Origin of the sequence: Catenulispora pinistramenti (assembly GCF_018274385.1) — a bacterium.
Lineage (GTDB): Bacteria > Actinomycetota > Actinomycetes > Streptomycetales > Catenulisporaceae > Catenulispora > Catenulispora pinistramenti.
On record NZ_JAAFYZ010000068.1, the window covers coordinates 1 to 16,032 of the forward strand.

Here is a 16,032-nt window from a genome sequence, read left to right on the forward strand (position 1 = left end):
CTCCTTCACCGCCCCAGAGCCGCCCCCGCCCCGTAGATGGCCGCAATAAGCCGATCATTCTCCGGCCCCGGCGCCGCCGGGAACGGCATCCGACCGCGCGTGTATCCGTACGCGATCCCGTTGCGCGGATCAGCGAAGGCCTGCTGTCCGCCCGCGCCGCTGTGCCCGAACGAACCTTGGCCGAGCTGCGGGTAGTACTCGGAGGTCGCGTGGAATCCGACCGTGAAGGCGCGCGGCATCCCCAGCACCACGTCCGGCCCGAAGGACTGGATCTGGCCGACCTCGGCGATCGTGGCCGGCGCCAGCAGCGGTGCGGCGCCGTCGACCGCACTGATCGCGACCGCGTACATCTTGGCCAGGCCGCGGGCCGAGGCCACGCCGCCGAACGAGGCGGTGCCCAGGGTTCGGACCGGCTGGTGGTTGGGCAGTTCCCAGACCTGCGGGGTGTGCGGGTTGGTGCGGTTGAAGGCGATGCCGTTGACGCTGGTCGGGCTCTTCGCGGTGCGCGCCAGTTCGGCCAGGCGCTCGGGGGTCTCGTACATCGGCAGCGTGGGACGGAATCGCGGTTCGAGGGCGGCGGGCAGGCCCAGGCGGAAGTCGACGTCGTGGGCGTCGGTGATCCGCTCGGTGAACAGTTCCTGCACGCCGCGGCCGGTGACCCGGCGGACCACCTCGCCACTGAGCGCGCCCATGACCAGGGCGTGGTAGCCGAAGGCGGTGCCCGGTCGCCAGTAGGGACGTTGCGCGCCGAGCCGCTCCGCCACGACCTGGTCGTCCGCGAGTTCCTCCAGAGTGAAGCCGGTGTCGGCGCCGACGAGGCCGGCCCGGTGGGCCGTCAGTTCGCGCAGGGTCAGGTCGCGCTTGCCCTCGACCGCGAACTCCGGCCAGTAGTGGCTGACCTTCTGGTCGTAGTCCAGCACTCCTTCCTGGACGAGGAGGGCGACGACGAGGTGTACGGCGCCCTTGGACGCCGAGTACGCGCCGAACAGCGTGTCGGCCTCGGTGTCCGGGCCGGTCCACAGATCCACGACCCGCGCGCCGTCGCGATAGGCCGCCACCTGCGCGGGGTACTCGGCGCCTTGTCCCGCCGCGATCGCCGTGAACTCGGTGCGTACCGCCTCGAATCCGGGCGCCACCGTGCCGTGGATATCAGCATGCTGCGTCATTTCGTCCTCCCAACGCCGAGCGCCGCCGCGTCTCGACGAGCTCCTGGTTTGAGCGTAGCGCATTTAGTGACCGCTGGTCACTAATCTCGGACCTCGATAGGGTCCTGTCCATGGCCGAGTCAGCGACACCGAGCCCGCGCAGGGGACGAGCGGGGAGTGCCGGACGTCCCGGACGTCCCGCGCAGATCAGCCGCGAGCAGATCGTGGACGCCGCGTTGGCGGCGCCGAACCTGGACGCGCTGACGATGCGCGAGCTCGCGGCCCGGCTGGAGGTCAGCCACGGCGCGCTCTACCGCTGGGTGAGCAGCCGGGACCAGCTGTTCGACCTGATCAACGAGGTGATGATCGAGCGCGTGCTGCCGCCGGCCCGCGCCGCCGGGCAGCCCTGGCGCCCCTGGCTCACCGAGGTGGCGCGCGGCATGCACGAGGCGTTCCTGGCCGTCCCCGGCTACGCCACCCGCATCTCGCGCCCGCACCGGCACACGCCGAACGCGTTCGGGCGGCTGCGCCAGGAGGTCACCGCGGCGTTCGCGGACGACGGCGCCACCGGCGAGCTGGCCGAGCAGAGCTGGTACATCTTCATCACGTGCCTGGTCAGCTGGCTCGCGGTGCAGGAGAACCCGCTGGACCTCGGCGAGAGCAGCCCGCGGTTCGAGCTGTTCCTCGACGTCCTGCTGCGCGGGCTGCCGGCTCGGGATATTCAGCAGCCTGACATCGACTGACATCGACAGTTGAACACATTGTCGAGCACGTCGGGACAACCCCACACTGTTGTTCTGGGGCGGAAGCGACCGTAGCGGCGCCCCTCATATTCCTTCTCGCCTCCCTCGGTTCGGCACGACCCAGCCCCGTGTTCCTCGAAGGGAAGACTTTGTCATGCCTCGAACATCGAGCGCACCGCTGCCACGATCCGCCCGCCGAAGGCCGGCGCCGCACCGCCGACGTCTGCTCGGCACCGCCTTGAGCGCGCTGCTGCTGGGCACGGCCGCGCTGGCCCTTCAGCCCGCCGCCGCCTCGACGGCCACTGCCTCGACCACCGCGAGCGCGGTCACCGCTACGAAGAACACGGTCGGTTGGGACACCTACCGCAACCTGGATCAGCTCCCTTACCTGACTGACGGCGTCAGCACCCGCCAGTTCTCCAGCTTCGACCGGCAGCAGGCCAACAACGACACGGGGAACAGCCTCGGCCCGGCGCCGGGCGGCGGCACGCTGCTCGCCGCGCACTCCGGGCCCGGCGAGGTGGACGCGATCTGGATGACCGGCGGCGTCGCGCCGGCCGGCAAGCTCCGCATCGTCCTGGACGGGCAGACCGTCGTGGACGACGCGGCCGCGGACATCTTCAACGGCGGCCTCAAGGGGGCGTTCACCTACCCGCTGGTCGCCAACGACAGCCAGAGCTCGGGCGGGTTCTACATCGAGGTGCCGATGCCGTTCACCTCCTCGATGCAGGTCAGCACCGACGCGGACCCGGGCTACTACCACGTCGCCTACCGCACCTTCCCCGACGCCACCGGGGTGAGCACGTTCAGCCCGCAGGCCGCGGCCTCGGACGTGGTCAGCACGCTCCAGCAGGCGGGAGACTCCGACCCCAAGGCCGCGGTCAGCGGCGCGACCACCACCGGCGGGTCGTTCCAGGTGCTGCCGGGCCAGACCAGCACCATCGCCAGCGGCACCGGGAGCGGCCAGATCACCGGGCTGAACCTGCGGATCCCGCATCTGTCGCACCCCACGACGACGCCGATCACCGATGACGGCGACTCGTTCCTGAAGGGCGGCGCCAGCACCTTCACCGTCAGCCTGAACCCGGCGAACACCGGGATCCGGATCACCCGCCGCTACGACCCGCACGTCGGTAACCAGCAGGTGGGCGTGACGGTCAACGGCGCCGCCGCGGGCCAGTGGCTCAACGGCGCGGCCACGGCCGCCGCCGGCCAGTGGGCCGACCAGACGCTGGCGGCCCCGGCCTCGGCCACCGCCGGGAAGTCCAGCGCGACGATCGTCAACACCTGCCTGGCCACCGACCTGGACTGCAACGAGTTCACGTACTGGATCGACGAGCAGGTCGGCGGGGTGTGGCAGAGCGCTGACACCGTCGACGTCGGTCCGGAGCACGCCGCGACCGAGGCGGCGCACCGCTATTCGGTGACCAAGCCGAGCTGGTCCGGGACCCAGATGTACAGCTATCCGCTGCCGGCAAGCGTCACCGACACCGGCGACGCCTTCGCCGGCGGCCAGTCCTCGACGTTCACCGTCGCCATCGACCCGGCCAACGACGGGGTCCGGCTCACCCGCCGGCTCGACCCGAACATCGCCGGTCAGGTCGCCTCCGTCAGCGTCGACAAGACCCAGGTCGGGACCTGGACGGCCAACCCGCAGGAACCGAACGGCTCGTGGCTGGACGAGTCGCTGGAGATCCCGGCCTCGGTGACGGCCGGCAAGAGCAGCATCACGATCACCAACACCTTCGTGTCCTCGGCCAAGGACTTCAACGAGTTCTCCTACTGGGTCGACAGCCACATGCCCACAGGGATGGAGCGCACCGACCAGTTCAGCGTCGGGAACCAGGCCGCCGCGACCGCGCACGGCTACAGCGTCAGCGGTACCCCGACCTTCACCGGCAGCCGCACCAACTCCTATCCGGACCAGGACCAGGCGCTGGCCTCGGCCCGCATCCGGATCAGCTTCGACGGCGTGCAGACCGTGAACGCCCCGCTCGGCCAGTTCTTCGGTTCGAACACTGACACCGCCACCAAGACCCTGATGAGCTCGATCGACCCGCGTCCGGGCGGGCTGCTGAGCTCGTGGTGGCCGATGCCTTACGGCAGCGGCTATTCGATCAGCATCTACAACGCCTCGTCCCAGCCGCTGACCTATGGCGACTACTCGCTGACCACCGCCGCCGATCCGCACTGGGCCACAGACCTCGCCGACGGTGCCGCGGGGTACTTCCATGCGACGTCCGACAGCGGGGCGACCACCCCGGGGCAGGACTGGACGTTCCTGAACACCACCGGGCACGGGAAGGTCGTCGGCGTCGTCGCGGCCATGAACGGCCCGACCAGCCGCGGGACGCTGGAGGGTGACGAGCGCGCCTACACCGACGGATCCCAGTCCCCTGAGATCAACGGCACCGGCACCGAGGACTACTTCCAGGGCGGCTGGTACTTCAAGAACGGCCCCTTCACGCTCCCGGTCAACGGCGAGAGCGGCGACGAGGCCGACGGCACCGGCGACTGTCCGAGCGGCGTGGACTGCACCGCCGCCTACCGGCTGCTGCTCAACGAGGCCATCCCGTTCAGCTCGAAGATCCGCTACGGCATCGAGCACGGCGGGCACGACGACGTCCAGTCCACCTACACCACCACGGCCCTGTGGTACGGCAGCACGACGGCCGCCGAGGCCCAGACCGACAGCATCGCGCTGGGCAACGTCGCCAGCGAGAGCGCGCACGACCTCACCGCGGTCGGCACCGGCGCCTCGGCCGACGCGCTGACGTCGGACTACGAAGGCAACGACGGCACGCCGGTCGAGGTCTCGCAGTGTGTTGACGACAGCGCCGCGGCGACGACGTTCACGCTCCAGGTGAACGGCGCCAACCAGGGAGTGGTCCTGCAACGGACCAGCGACCAGGACGCCGGCGGCCAGAGTGCTGCCGTCAGCGTCGACGGGACCGCTGTCGGCACCTGGCTGGAACCGCTGGCCAACCCGTATCACCGCTGGCTCGACGACGAATTCGCCATCCCGGCCTCGGCGACCGCGGGCAAGACGTCCGTCACGGTGACGATCACGCCGCACGCCGGGTCGCCGTGGTCGGCCGCCGGGTATCGCGCCGTCTCGATCATGCCCGGCGGGGTGTCCGCCGCGGCGGCCAAGGCGACTGCCACGGCCAACCCGACACAGACCGCTAAGACCGAGATTCTCTCAACACAGACCTCTGCGAAGCCCGACAAGCAGACATCGGCATCGGCGCCGACCTCAGCCTCTACCGGCGCCACCCCGGCCGCCACCACCCCGAACTACGCCGCTGTCTTCCCCAGCGGCAACGGATCCCCCGCGATCGCCCAGCACCAGGACGGCCGCGTCGAGGTCTTCGCGGTCAGCCCGACGAACGCCGTGAACAGCGTCGTCGAGACGAAGCCCGAAGCCCCCTGGAGCCCGTGGTGCGGCTACGCGCTGCCGGGCCGCGTCACCCAGGTCGTCTCGGCGACCCACCTGTCCGGCCGGTTGGAGGACTTCGCGGTCACGCCGAGCGGCGGCATCCTGAACAACTTCGAGACCGCGCCGAACGGCCCGTGGAGCGGCTGGAACGGCTTCGGCCCGGCCACCGGCAAGGTCACGTCGGTCGAGGTCGCGCGGCACGCAAACGGCCGGCTCGAAGTCTTCGCGGTGATGTCCGACGGCTCGATCCAGAACAAGTACGAGTCCGCCCCGGACAAGACCTGGTCCGGCTGGAACAGCTTCGCCCCGACCGGCACCGCGGTGAACGCCACCGTCGCGATGCACCAGGACGGCCGCCTCGAAGTCTTCGCGGTGAACAGCGGTGGCGGCGTGCAGAACAAGTTCGAGACCGCACCGGACCAGGCCTGGTCGAACTGGAGCGGCTTCGGCCCGGCCGGGAAGGTCGCCTCGGTCCGCGCCGGGAACCATGCCAACGGCCGGCTCGAAGTCTTCGCGGTGATGTCCGACGGCTCGATCCAGAACAAGTACGAGAACGCCCCAAACGGCACCTGGTCCGGCTGGAACGACTTCGCCAACCCGGCGACGGCCGGCGCCGGCCTCACCGTCGCCCAACACGCTGACGGCCGCCTCGACATCCTCGCGGCGGGCACCAACGGGGTCTTGCAGGACGACGTCGAGAACGCGCCGAACGGCACCTGGTCCGGCTGGTCCACCGCCTTCGGCCCGAGCGGCACGGTGACCCGGGTCTCCGCCGCGACCCACCAGGACGGCCGGCTGGAAGTGCTCGCCGTCATGGCCGACGGCTCGATCCAGAACAAGTACGAACAGTCCGCGAACGGCACGTGGTCCGGCTGGAACGGCTTCGCCCCGGCCGCCACGGGCTGACCACCCCACGCTTGCGACCAAATCCGAACCCTGGTAGAGCAGGAAGGCAGCACCCCGCTATGGATCAGAACCTTGTCAACCCGATCCTGTCCCGACGCAGATTGTTGGCCCGGACCGGTGCCCTGGCCGCAGTCGCCGTATCCGGCGTCCGCTTGGCTGGCAGCGCCTCGGCCGCCTCGGCCGCCACGGCCGCCACGGCCAGCACGGCCAGCACGGCCGCCGCAGTCGCCGACAGCGCCTCGGCGGCGACCGTCCCGCCGGTCACCGCCTACGGCCTGGACTACGCCTGGGCTCCACGTCCGAGCACCAGCGCGCTGACCGCCGCCGGCTACAAGTTCGTCATCCGCTACCTGAGCAACGACTCGACCAAGAACCTGACGGCCGCCGAGGCCCAGGCGCTGAACACGGCGGGCATCGCAGTGGTCTGCAACTGGGAAGCGGCGACCATGGCGCCGATGAACGGCTACAGCCAGGGCGTGACCGACGCGACCACCGCCCAGCAGCAGGCCGCGGCCTGCGGGGCGCCGCCGGACCGGCCGATCTACTTCAGCGTCGACTGGGACGTGCAGTCCTCTGACATGACCGCCGTCAACGCCTACTTCGACGGGGTCGCCTCGGTCATCGGCACCGCCCGCACCGGCGCCTACTCCAGCTACGACGCCCTGGGCTGGCTGCTCGGCTCCGGCCGCGTCAAGTGGGCCTGGCAGTCGGAGTCGACTGCTTACTCCGGCGGCCGGAACGCCAACCCCTACCCCGGGATCCAGCTGTGGCAGACCGGATCCCTCACCTTCGACGGTGCCGACTGCGACAAGGACCAGGCCTTCACCGACGACTTCGGGCAGTGGCCCCGGGTCTACGGACAGGGCAGCGGCGGCCGGATCGCCACCGGCGTGCACCAGGACGGCCGGATCGAGGTGTTCGCGGTCACGCCGTCCGGCGGGATCCAGAACAAGTACGAGACCGCACCGGACCAGGCCTGGTCCGGCTGGAACGGCTTCGGCCCTTCCGGCACCGCGGTCGCCGTGGCGGCCGGCCGGCATCTGGACGGACGCCTCGAGGTCTTCGCCGTGATGAGCGACGGCTCGATGCAGAACAAGTACGAGACCGCGCCGAACAGCGCGTGGTCGGGCTGGAACAGCTTCGCCCCGGCCGGCACGGCCAAGTCCGCGACCGTCGGCATCCACCTCGACGGTCGGCTGGAAGTGTTCGCGGTCACGTCCGCCGGCGGTATTCAGAACAGGTACGAGACCGCACCGGACCAAGCCTGGTCCGGATGGAACGGCTTCGGCCCTTCCGGCAGTGTCGACGCCGTGACCGCCGGCCGGCACGCAGACGGCCGACTCGAAGTCTTCGCCGTGCTGACCGACGGCTCCATCCAGAACAAGTACGAGACCGGCCCGGACAAGCCCTGGTCCGGCTGGAACAGCTACGCCGCGCCCGGCACCGCGAACGGCAGCGGGTCTGCGGGCACTGATTCGGCGGGCGTCCACCTCGACGGCCGCATGGAGGTATTCGCGGTCACGCCGTCGGGCGCGATCCAGAACAAGTACGAGACCGCGGCCGACGGCGCCTGGTCCGGCTGGAACGCCTTCGGTCCCTCGGGCACCGCCACCGCGACGGCGGTCAGCCAGCACCTGGACGGCCGGCTGGAGGTGTTCGCCGTGATGAGCAACGGCGGCATCCAGAACAGGTACGAGACCGCCGCAAACGGCAGCTGGTCCGGTTGGAACGGCTTCGCGTCGGCCGGTACCGCAAAGGCCTGATTCCAGCGTCGGCAAGAAGGAGAATCATGAAGCCCCTCCCCCGGCGCTACCGCGCCGCCGCTCTCGCCGCGTGCGCGGTGCTCGGCACCTGCTCCCTACTCGGCACCTCGTCCCTGCCCAGCGCGTCGGCGGCGAGCACCGCGACCCCGGCGTTCACCGCGTCCTGGGCCACCTCCCAGCCCGGGACCGTGACCAACAGTCCGGCCTGGCAGAACCAGACCCTGCGCATGGTCGCCCGCACGTCGTTGGGCGGCAGCCAGGTCCGCGTCGACCTCTCCGACGCGGGCGAGGCGAGCGCGGCGACGTTCGGCCACGTCACCATCGGCGTCCAGCAGAACGGCGGCACCACGACGGCCACGCCGGTCACCGTCACCTTCAACGGCGGCTCGCGCACCGTCACCGTCCCGGCCGGCGGCCGGGTCGCCTCCGATCCGGTCACGATGGACGTCACGCCCGGGACCCGGCTGCTCGTCTCGCTGTACGTCCCGTCCGGCTCGCCGATCAGCACGGCGCCGTCGAACACCTACGCTTTGCAGACCGAGTACAACGCCACCGGCGTCGACGCCGCCGGCGACCAGTTCTTCCCGACCGGCAACACCTTCGGCTTCACCACGTTCCTGGCCGGGGTGGACGTGGCCGCCCCGGCCGCGTCCAGCGTCGTGGCGATCGGCGACAGCATCACCGCCGCGATGGGCACCCCCGGCGACAGCGACACGGCCTGGACCGACTACCTGGCCGCGCACACCGCCCAGGCCGGGCTCGGCGTGGTGAACATGGGCGAGACCGGGGACCAGGTGATCGCCGACCAGCCCGGCAACCCGTCGGTCAGCACCCGCTGGACGCACGACGTGCTGGACGTCCCCGGCGTCCGGAGCGTCATCGAAGAGGGCGGTATCAATGATCTGCGAGCCGGGGTCACGGCCGCCCGGCTGGAGACCGCCCAGATCGCGCTCGCGAGCGCCGCGCACAAGGCAGGGCTGAAGTTCCTGCTGACCACTCTGACTCCGTGCGGCGGGGTCGGCGGAGCCGCGTGCAACAGCACCTTCGAGACACAGCGGCTGGCCTACAACTCCTGGGTCCGCGGCGGCGCCGGCGGCAACGAGGACGGCTACGCCGACTTCGACGCGGCGCTCGGCGGCTACTCCAGCGACGGCGTCGGGATCCTGAACCACGTCTACGACTCCGGCGACCACATCCACCCGAACATCCAGGGCAACGCCGTCATGGCCGACCTCGTCCCGGTCGGCAAGCTGTAGCCGATTTCCCCCGTTTTCCGAGCTCTCTCCAGTAGGAGTATCAGAATGCGCACATCCCAACGCGGCATGGCGCTGAGCGCCGCCGCCGTCCTGGCCATTCTCGCCGGCGGCATCGCCGTCGCCGCACCGGCCCAGGCCGACACCGCGGTCACCTGCACCGACACCTCGACCCCGGACGGCAGCATCTCCGGCTGCATGGCCGCCGAGCGCGCGATGTACTGGGTGAACGCCAACAACGGCAACGGCGTCATCTACGACCAGAGCGCCACGTTCAACAGCCCGGACGGCGTGCCCTACCGCAGCGACTGCTCCGGGTTCGTCTCGATGGCGCTGCACCTGACGCCGACCGGTCTGGACGCCTTCGTCACCGGCGACATGTACGAGGCCAACGGGTTCCAGGACGTCGCCAAGGACAGCCTGCAGCAGGGCGACATCCTCGACAACCCCAGCGCCGGGGACGCCGGGCACGTGGTCATGTTCGACCACTGGACCGACAGCACCCACAGCTCGTACTGGGGCTTCGAGCAGCACGGCCCGTCCGGCAGCTACGGCACGTCGTACCACGTGATCCCGTACCCCTACTTCTCCGGCTCGGGCACGTACTACCCGCAGCACTACACCAAGCTCGCGCCTCCGGCCGTGCCGGCGTACGGACAGGGCACCGGCGGCCGGATCGCCGCCGGCGTGCACGCCGACTCCCGGGTCGAGGTCTTCGCCGTGACCCCGACCGGCGGCATCGAGAACAAGTACGAGACCTCGGCGGACGGCACCTGGTCGGCCTGGAACGGCTTCGGCCCGGCCGGCACGGCGGTCGCGGTGGCCACCGGGCGGCACGCGGACGGCCGGTTGGAGGTGTTCGCGGTGATGAGCGACGGCTCCATCATGAACCGCTACGAGACCGCTCCCGACAAGCCGTGGTCGAACTGGTACGGCTTCGCCCCGGCCGGCACCGCCAAGTCGGCGACCGTCGGCGTCCACCAGGACGGCCGCCTGGAGGTGTTCGCGGTGACGCCCGCCGGCGGCATCCAGAACAAGTACGAGACCGCCCCGGAGCAGGCCTGGTCCGGCTGGAACGACTTCGGCCCGGCCGGGACCGTCGACGCCGTCACCGCCAGCCAGCACGCGGACGGCCGGCTGGAGGTGTTCGCCGTGATGAGCGACGGCTCGATGCAGAACAAGTACGAGAGCGCCCCGGAAAAGGCCTGGTCCGTCTGGAACGGCTACGCGCCGGCCGGCACCGCCAACGGCAAGGGCTCTCCGGGTACTGATTCCTCCGGCGTGCACCAGGACGGTCGCATGGAGGTGTTCGCGGTCACCCCGAGCGGCGGGGTCGAGAACAAGTACGAGACCGCCGCCGACAAGGCCTGGACCGGCTGGAACGGCTTCGGCCCGGCCGGCGTCGTCACCGCCACCACGGTCACTCAACACCAGGACGGCCGGCTGGAGGTGTTCGCGGTGATGAGCGACGGCTCCATCCAGAACAAGTACGAGACCAAGGCGGACGCCGCCTGGTCGGGGTGGAACTCCTACGCGCCGGCGGCCACGGCGAAGCCGTAGGGATTCCAGCTACCGAGTGATTCAGGAGTCACAGATGCTGAGAACAAGAATCAGGAGTCTGACCGCCGCGCTGGCTTCGGTCGCCGTCGGCGCCGCGCTGGCCGTCGGTCTGATGGCCGGGACGTCCCAAGCTGCCGCGCCCCGGGTGTCGAGCCCGGCTGCCGCTCGCCCCGCGGCCGCTCCCCAGGCGTCGAGCCCGGCGGCCACCTCCGGCGTCAAGGTACTGATGGCCGGCTACAACGCCGGCACCGGGCTGATCGGCACCGACGGCTGGTGGACCTCGGCCGTCGCGCTGAGCACGGTGATGACGTACCAGCAGACCACCGGTGACACGGCATACAGCTACGCCATCTCAGGAGCCTTCAACGCGAACAAGGGCTCGAACTTCGAGAACTCGTACCTGGACGACACCGGGTGGTGGGCCCTGGTGTGGGTGCAGGCCTACGACATCACGGGCGACTACCAGTACCTGCAGATGGCCGAGACCGACGCCGCTTACATCCACAGCTACTGGGATTCCACGTGTGGCGGCGGGGTCTGGTGGAGCACCGCCAAGTCCTACAAGAACGCCATCCCCAACGAGCTCTTCCTGGATCTCACCGCCGCGCTCCACAACCGCGTCCCCGGCGACACCACGTATCTGGGCTGGGCCAACGCGGAGTGGGACTGGTTCGAAGGCAGCGGCATGATCAACAGCTCGCACCTGATCAACGACGGCCTGACCAGCACCTGCCAGAACAACGGGCAGACGGTGTGGAGCTACAACCAGGGCGTGGTCCTGGCCGGGCTGGCCGAGCTCTCGCGCGCCGACAATGACAGCTCGCTGCTGACCACCGGCGAGACGTTGGCCAACGCCTCCACCGCACACCTGACGCAGAACGGCGTCGTCGTCGAACCCTGCGAACCGAGCTGCGGCAACGACGGTCCGTCCTTCAAAGGAATCTACGTCAGAGGCCTACGAACGCTGGCCACCGCGGCGAACACCACCGCCTACGACGGCTTCCTCCAGACGCAGGCCGACTCGATCATCGCCCACGACACCAACAGCGCCGGCCAGCTCGGCCTGAGCTGGGCCGGTCCCTTCCGCAGCGCCACCTCCGGCACCCAGGCCAGCGCCGAAGCCGCCCTGGTCGTCGCCCTCGGCGGCGTCCCCTCCTTCGGCCCGCCCTACGCCCAGGGCACCGGCGGCCGCATCGCCGCCGGCGTCCACGCCGACTCCCGGGTCGAGGTCTTCGCCGTCACCCCCGCCGGCGGCATCCGGAACCGCTACGAGACCGCCCCGGACCAGGCCTGGTCCGGCTGGAACGACTTCGGCCCGGCGGGCACCGTCGTCTCGGTCGCAACGGCCCGGCACCTCAGCGGCCGGCTCGAGGTGTTCGCCGTCATGAGCGACGGCTCCATCCAGAACAAGTACGAGACGGCACCGGACCAGGCCTGGTCCGCCTGGAACGGCTTCGCCCCGGCGGGCACCGCCAAGTCGATAGCGGTCGGCGTCCACCAGGACGGCCGCCTGGAGGTGTTCGCCGTAACGCCGACCGGCGGCGTCCAGAACAAGTACGAGACCGCCCCCGACCAAGCCTGGTCCGGCTGGAACGGCTTCGGCCCCGCCGCATCCGTCGACACCCTGACGACCGGCCGGCACTCGGACGGCCGCCTCGAAGTCTTCGCCGTGATGGCCGACGGCTCCATGCAGAACAAGTACGAGACCGCCCCCGAGCAACCCTGGTCCGCCTGGAACGGCTACTCCCCCACCACCACCGCCGACGGCACCGGCTCGCCCGGCACCGACTCCGCCGCCGTCCACCTCGACGGCCGCATGGAGGTCTTCGCGGTGACACCCGGCGGCGGCATCCAGAACAAGTACGAGACCAAGCCCAGCGGCCCCTGGAGCGCCTGGAACGGCTTCGGCCCGACCGGCACCACCACCACGGCCACCACAGCCACCCGCCACCAGGACGGCCGCGTGGAGGTGTTCGCGGTGCAGAGCGACGGCTCGATCATGAACCGGTACGAGACCACGCCGGGTGGGGCTTGGTCGGGTTGGAGCTCTTGGGCGCCGACGGGTTCGGCGTTGACGTAGGAGACGCGGCCGCGGAGACCAATAGGCCTCCGCGGCCGCGTCATCCCACTTCAGTTCAGCTCAAACGACCTGAATCGACCTCAGAGAATCCCAGCTCAGCCTCCAGCAGTGACCCCATCCAGCGCCGAAGCCTATGCATGGGAACTCCGTGGGCATTAGGAGTAAGGCCGGGGAGTTCCCCTCCCCGGCAGCGTCTCGGCCAACCGCGATGAAGTCAGGGCCTTGCCAGACGCGGGAACAACGCCTCGGCGTTGCCCCGGTTGACCGCGTGCCGCTGACCCGGCTTCCAGTCGGGGTAGTCGTCGAGTCCGGCGTCGAACTGCAAGACCCAGGGCTCTGTCGCGAACGGGAAGTCGCTGCCGTACAGAACATGGCCGGGCGCGGCGAAGGCGAGTAGCGAAGGCAACGAATACGGCGTCGCGGACAGCGCGGTGTCGAAGTAGAACCGGCGCAGATCGGCCAGGATGCCCTCGGGAGTGGTGCCGGGCGTGAACTGCGCGGCGGAGGTGAAGCGGGTCGCCGCGTAGGGCAGGAAGCCGCCGGCGTGCGACAGGATGACCTTCAGCCGGGGATAGCGGCTCATCACGCCGTTCGCGACCATGTGCAGCGCGGTCCGCGTGGTGTCGAAGGGGAAGTCCAGCACCGGGCTGGGCAGCCGATCGAGGACCGGCATCTGCGGTGCGGTCGGGTGGATGAAGACGACCGCGGACCGGGCGTCGAGTTCGGCCCACAGCGGCTCGAACTCCTTGTCGCCGAGGTAGCGGCCGTCGGCGTTGGACAGCAGGACGACGCCGTCGGCGTGCAGCTCGTCGAGCGCGTATACGGCCTCTGCGACGGAGCCCGCCACGTCCGGCAACGGGATGGACGCGAACTGCCCGAACCGGTCGGGCCGGTCCTTGGCCAGCTCCGCCGTGTACTCGTTGGTGCTACGCGCGAGATCGCGGGCCTTGGCGTCGTCACCGAAGTGCACGCCCGGCGCGCTGAGCGAGAGGATCCCGGTCGCGATCGACCGGCGGTCCATCATCGCGACGGCCTCCTGCCGGCTCCAGCCCGGCAACGGCCATCCGCCGTTGTCCTTACCGAGCCGGCCCAGCAGCTCACGGTAGGACGGCGGGAACAGGTGCTGGTGGACGTCGATGCGGTCGGCGGCAGGGGTGCGGTCGGCGGTGGGGTGATCCGAGGTGGCCATGATCCCTAGCTCCCTAATCTCTAGCAAGCTAACTATTTGCTTGCTTGCTAAGCTAGCACTCATGAGAAGCACCGACAACCGGCCCGCTGTACAGGCGAAGGACACTGCGGGAGCGAAGGCTGCGGGAGCGAAGGCTGCGGCGGCAGACGCCGCAGCAGCAGCCGACGCCGCCCTGACCGACACCGCGATCGAGGAACTGGCCCAGGTCGCCGACGCCCTCTTCCTCGCGATGCGCCGCTCCCGCGCCTCCTACGCGCACCGCGACAGCGGCCTGTCGTTCCCGCAGCTGACGCTGCTCGAACCGTTGATGCGCGAAGAGCGGATGCCGGTCGGGCGGCTGGCGGCGGGTGCCGACGTGAGCGTGCCGACCGCGACCCGGATGCTGAAGCAGCTGGAGGTCAAGGGCGTGGTGGTGCGCGAGCGCTCGGCGGAGGACGAGCGTCAGGTACTGGTCAGCCTCACCGAGGACGGGGCCGTCAAGCTCGCGACGATGCGGGACCGGCTCCGCGAGCGGCAGGCACGCTCGTTCGAGGTGTTCACGCCGGAGGAGCGCGTGCAGTTCGTGGCGTTGACAAGGCGGCTGACGGAATTCATCACCGGCGCCGACAAGGCTGAAGGCGCCGGTGGAGACGGGACTGGCGACGGGACTGAAAACGAGGGCGCCTAAGACAGAACCACAGGCAGTGGCAGCGCTACTGGCGGTTGCCCTACTGGCGATCTACGCAGCCGGACGCGGCTTCCGCCCACGCGTCGTCCCCTGCACCACCCGAGCCGCGTCCACGCACGCCTCCCCGATGTACCGCAGCAGCGCCTCGACCTGATCGCCGCAGTGCGGGGGGACGTGCGCGCACAGTTCGATCAGCTCGCCGGCCGCGAGCAGCTGCGCGTCCAGGCGTCGCAGGATCGTGCGACCGGTTTCCGAGTAGCGCAGCGCCGGATCGCGACGGAGCGCGTCGAGCGCCGCGGCGGGGTCGTGGCGCAGGGCCCGGTCCGCTGCCGCGGACGACTGCGGGCGGCGACCCGGCGACATCGCGGACGCGGGACCGTGACTAGGACCGGGACCGGGACCGGTCTCAGAGCCGGGCTCAGAGCCGGAATTCTGTGCCGCACCCTGCGAATCGTGCTCCGAGCCCGACGAGGATTCCGCCGACACGGCACGGCCGGCGGGAACCGGGGGCAGCCCGGCCAGCACCCGGCGGCGTACGTCGTGCGCGGTGCCGAGCGAGATACCCGCGCCCCGCGCGATGGCCCGGACCGGGATGTCGGGACGCTCGGCGAGCAACTGAGCCGCGGCACGCCGACCCTCGTCCGCGTTCACCGGCCGGGCGCGGCCGTCCCCGCCGATCCGCACCCTCGCGGCCCGCTGCTCGCCGAGACCGCGACGCACTGCCGAGACCGTGCCGGCGGACAGGCCCACCACCCGGCCGACCTCCCGGTCGGAGCGCGCCGGGCTGGCGCTCAGGATCCGCGCGGCTTCCGCGCGACGCTCGGCCAGGCTCGGGGTCCGGCCAAGCGCGTGCTCCACGGGACCGGGGGTCTGGGCCTGATGCCCGGAGACCTGTTGTGGCGACGGGCGTTCATCGGTAACAGACAATTCACTGTCCCCCATGTGCGATCGAGCTCCTTGTCGGGAGCTTTCCGGGTCCGCACAACAGGCCGATAACAATGATCTAACACGACGCCGGACCGGGCTCTGACCAGCCGGTTCCAACCAGCGGCTCCGAGTACCGCGCGCAGGCCGGCTGAGCGCCATCGCCCGGCACCGGCGATGTCAGCGTTCGTAAACGCCGGTGATGCGGCCGCGAACCGGCGATGACGGCGAGGCAGTGGACGGCCGGGTAGGCGCCGAGCGGGACGTCGACGTCCTCGATCAGGAGCAGCAGCTCGGCGGCCCCGTCCGGCGGCTCGCTCCAGATCAGCTGCGGCGACAGGTGGTCGGTGCGGTGCCGAGCTC

10 protein-coding genes are annotated in these 16,032 nt (G+C 70.4%); 7 read left to right on the forward strand and 3 right to left on the reverse strand.

The genetic code is table 11. From position 1 onward, the window contains the following. Positions 1–5: 5 nt before the first annotated feature. Entirely contained in the window at positions 6–1,166 is a 1,161-nt protein-coding gene (locus tag KGQ19_RS20630) for a serine hydrolase domain-containing protein (protein WP_212010836.1), read from the reverse strand. Positions 1,167–1,276: 110 nt separating this feature from the next. Between KGQ19_RS20630 and KGQ19_RS20635 the strand changes: the two genes are divergently transcribed. The 6 genes from KGQ19_RS20635 (at position 1,277) to KGQ19_RS20660 (ending at position 12,889) form a co-directional block, all read left to right on the forward strand. Beyond that, positions 1,277–1,888, forward strand: a complete 612-nt coding sequence (locus KGQ19_RS20635) for a TetR/AcrR family transcriptional regulator (protein WP_212010837.1) — start codon at positions 1,277–1,279, stop codon at positions 1,886–1,888. A gap of 154 nt (positions 1,889–2,042) precedes the next feature. Continuing rightward, the gene (locus KGQ19_RS20640; RefSeq protein ID WP_212010838.1) at positions 2,043–6,233 is read left to right on the forward strand and encodes a DUF8189 domain-containing protein; all 4,191 of its coding nucleotides are present in this window, start codon (positions 2,043–2,045) and stop codon (positions 6,231–6,233) included. A gap of 59 nt (positions 6,234–6,292) precedes the next feature. After that, complete coding sequence (locus KGQ19_RS20645) at positions 6,293–7,996, forward strand: DUF8189 domain-containing protein (RefSeq protein ID WP_212010839.1); 1,704 nt, start codon at positions 6,293–6,295, stop codon at positions 7,994–7,996. Between the two features lie 26 nt (positions 7,997–8,022). After that, entirely contained in the window at positions 8,023–9,252 is a 1,230-nt protein-coding gene (locus KGQ19_RS20650; RefSeq protein ID WP_212010840.1) for a GDSL-type esterase/lipase family protein, read from the forward strand. Positions 9,253–9,297: 45 nt separating this feature from the next. Beyond that, on the forward strand, positions 9,298–10,809 hold the full coding sequence (locus KGQ19_RS20655) for a DUF8189 domain-containing protein (RefSeq protein ID WP_212010841.1): 1,512 nt from the start codon (positions 9,298–9,300) through the stop codon (positions 10,807–10,809). A gap of 34 nt (positions 10,810–10,843) precedes the next feature. Next, positions 10,844–12,889: a glycoside hydrolase family 76 protein gene (locus KGQ19_RS20660; protein WP_212010842.1), complete on the forward strand. Its 2,046-nt coding sequence runs from the start codon at positions 10,844–10,846 to the stop codon at positions 12,887–12,889. Between the two features lie 214 nt (positions 12,890–13,103). Here KGQ19_RS20660 and KGQ19_RS20665 read toward each other — a convergent pair whose 3' ends face one another. After that, entirely contained in the window at positions 13,104–14,078 is a 975-nt protein-coding gene (locus tag KGQ19_RS20665; RefSeq protein WP_212010843.1) for an amidohydrolase family protein, read from the reverse strand. 61 nt (positions 14,079–14,139) lie between these two features. On the opposite strand from KGQ19_RS20665, the gene KGQ19_RS20670 reads away from it, so the two are divergent. Continuing rightward, the gene (locus KGQ19_RS20670; RefSeq protein WP_307856463.1) at positions 14,140–14,745 is read left to right on the forward strand and encodes a MarR family winged helix-turn-helix transcriptional regulator; all 606 of its coding nucleotides are present in this window, start codon (positions 14,140–14,142) and stop codon (positions 14,743–14,745) included. Between the two features lie 51 nt (positions 14,746–14,796). Here the strand turns inward: KGQ19_RS20670 and KGQ19_RS20675 are convergent, their stop codons facing one another. Then, on the reverse strand, positions 14,797–15,687 hold the full coding sequence (locus tag KGQ19_RS20675; RefSeq protein ID WP_212010844.1) for a hypothetical protein: 891 nt from the start codon (positions 15,685–15,687) through the stop codon (positions 14,797–14,799). Positions 15,688–16,032 lie beyond the last annotated feature (345 nt).

Excerpts from the sequence above, each read along its gene's own strand:
- KGQ19_RS20630 (WP_212010836.1), bottom strand. The coding sequence starts at position 1,166 with ATGACGCAGCATGCTGATATCCACGGCACGGTGGCGCCCGGATTCGAG.
- KGQ19_RS20635 (WP_212010837.1), top strand. The coding sequence starts at position 1,277 with ATGGCCGAGTCAGCGACACCGAGCCCGCGCAGGGGACGAGCGGGGAGT.
- KGQ19_RS20640 (WP_212010838.1), top strand. The coding sequence starts at position 2,043 with ATGCCTCGAACATCGAGCGCACCGCTGCCACGATCCGCCCGCCGAAGG.
- KGQ19_RS20645 (WP_212010839.1), top strand. The coding sequence starts at position 6,293 with ATGGATCAGAACCTTGTCAACCCGATCCTGTCCCGACGCAGATTGTTG.
- KGQ19_RS20650 (WP_212010840.1), top strand. The coding sequence starts at position 8,023 with ATGAAGCCCCTCCCCCGGCGCTACCGCGCCGCCGCTCTCGCCGCGTGC.
- KGQ19_RS20655 (WP_212010841.1), top strand. The coding sequence starts at position 9,298 with ATGCGCACATCCCAACGCGGCATGGCGCTGAGCGCCGCCGCCGTCCTG.
- KGQ19_RS20660 (WP_212010842.1), top strand. The coding sequence starts at position 10,844 with ATGCTGAGAACAAGAATCAGGAGTCTGACCGCCGCGCTGGCTTCGGTC.
- KGQ19_RS20665 (WP_212010843.1), bottom strand. The coding sequence starts at position 14,078 with ATGGCCACCTCGGATCACCCCACCGCCGACCGCACCCCTGCCGCCGAC.
- KGQ19_RS20670 (WP_307856463.1), top strand. The coding sequence starts at position 14,140 with ATGAGAAGCACCGACAACCGGCCCGCTGTACAGGCGAAGGACACTGCG.
- KGQ19_RS20675 (WP_212010844.1), bottom strand. The coding sequence starts at position 15,687 with ATGGGGGACAGTGAATTGTCTGTTACCGATGAACGCCCGTCGCCACAA.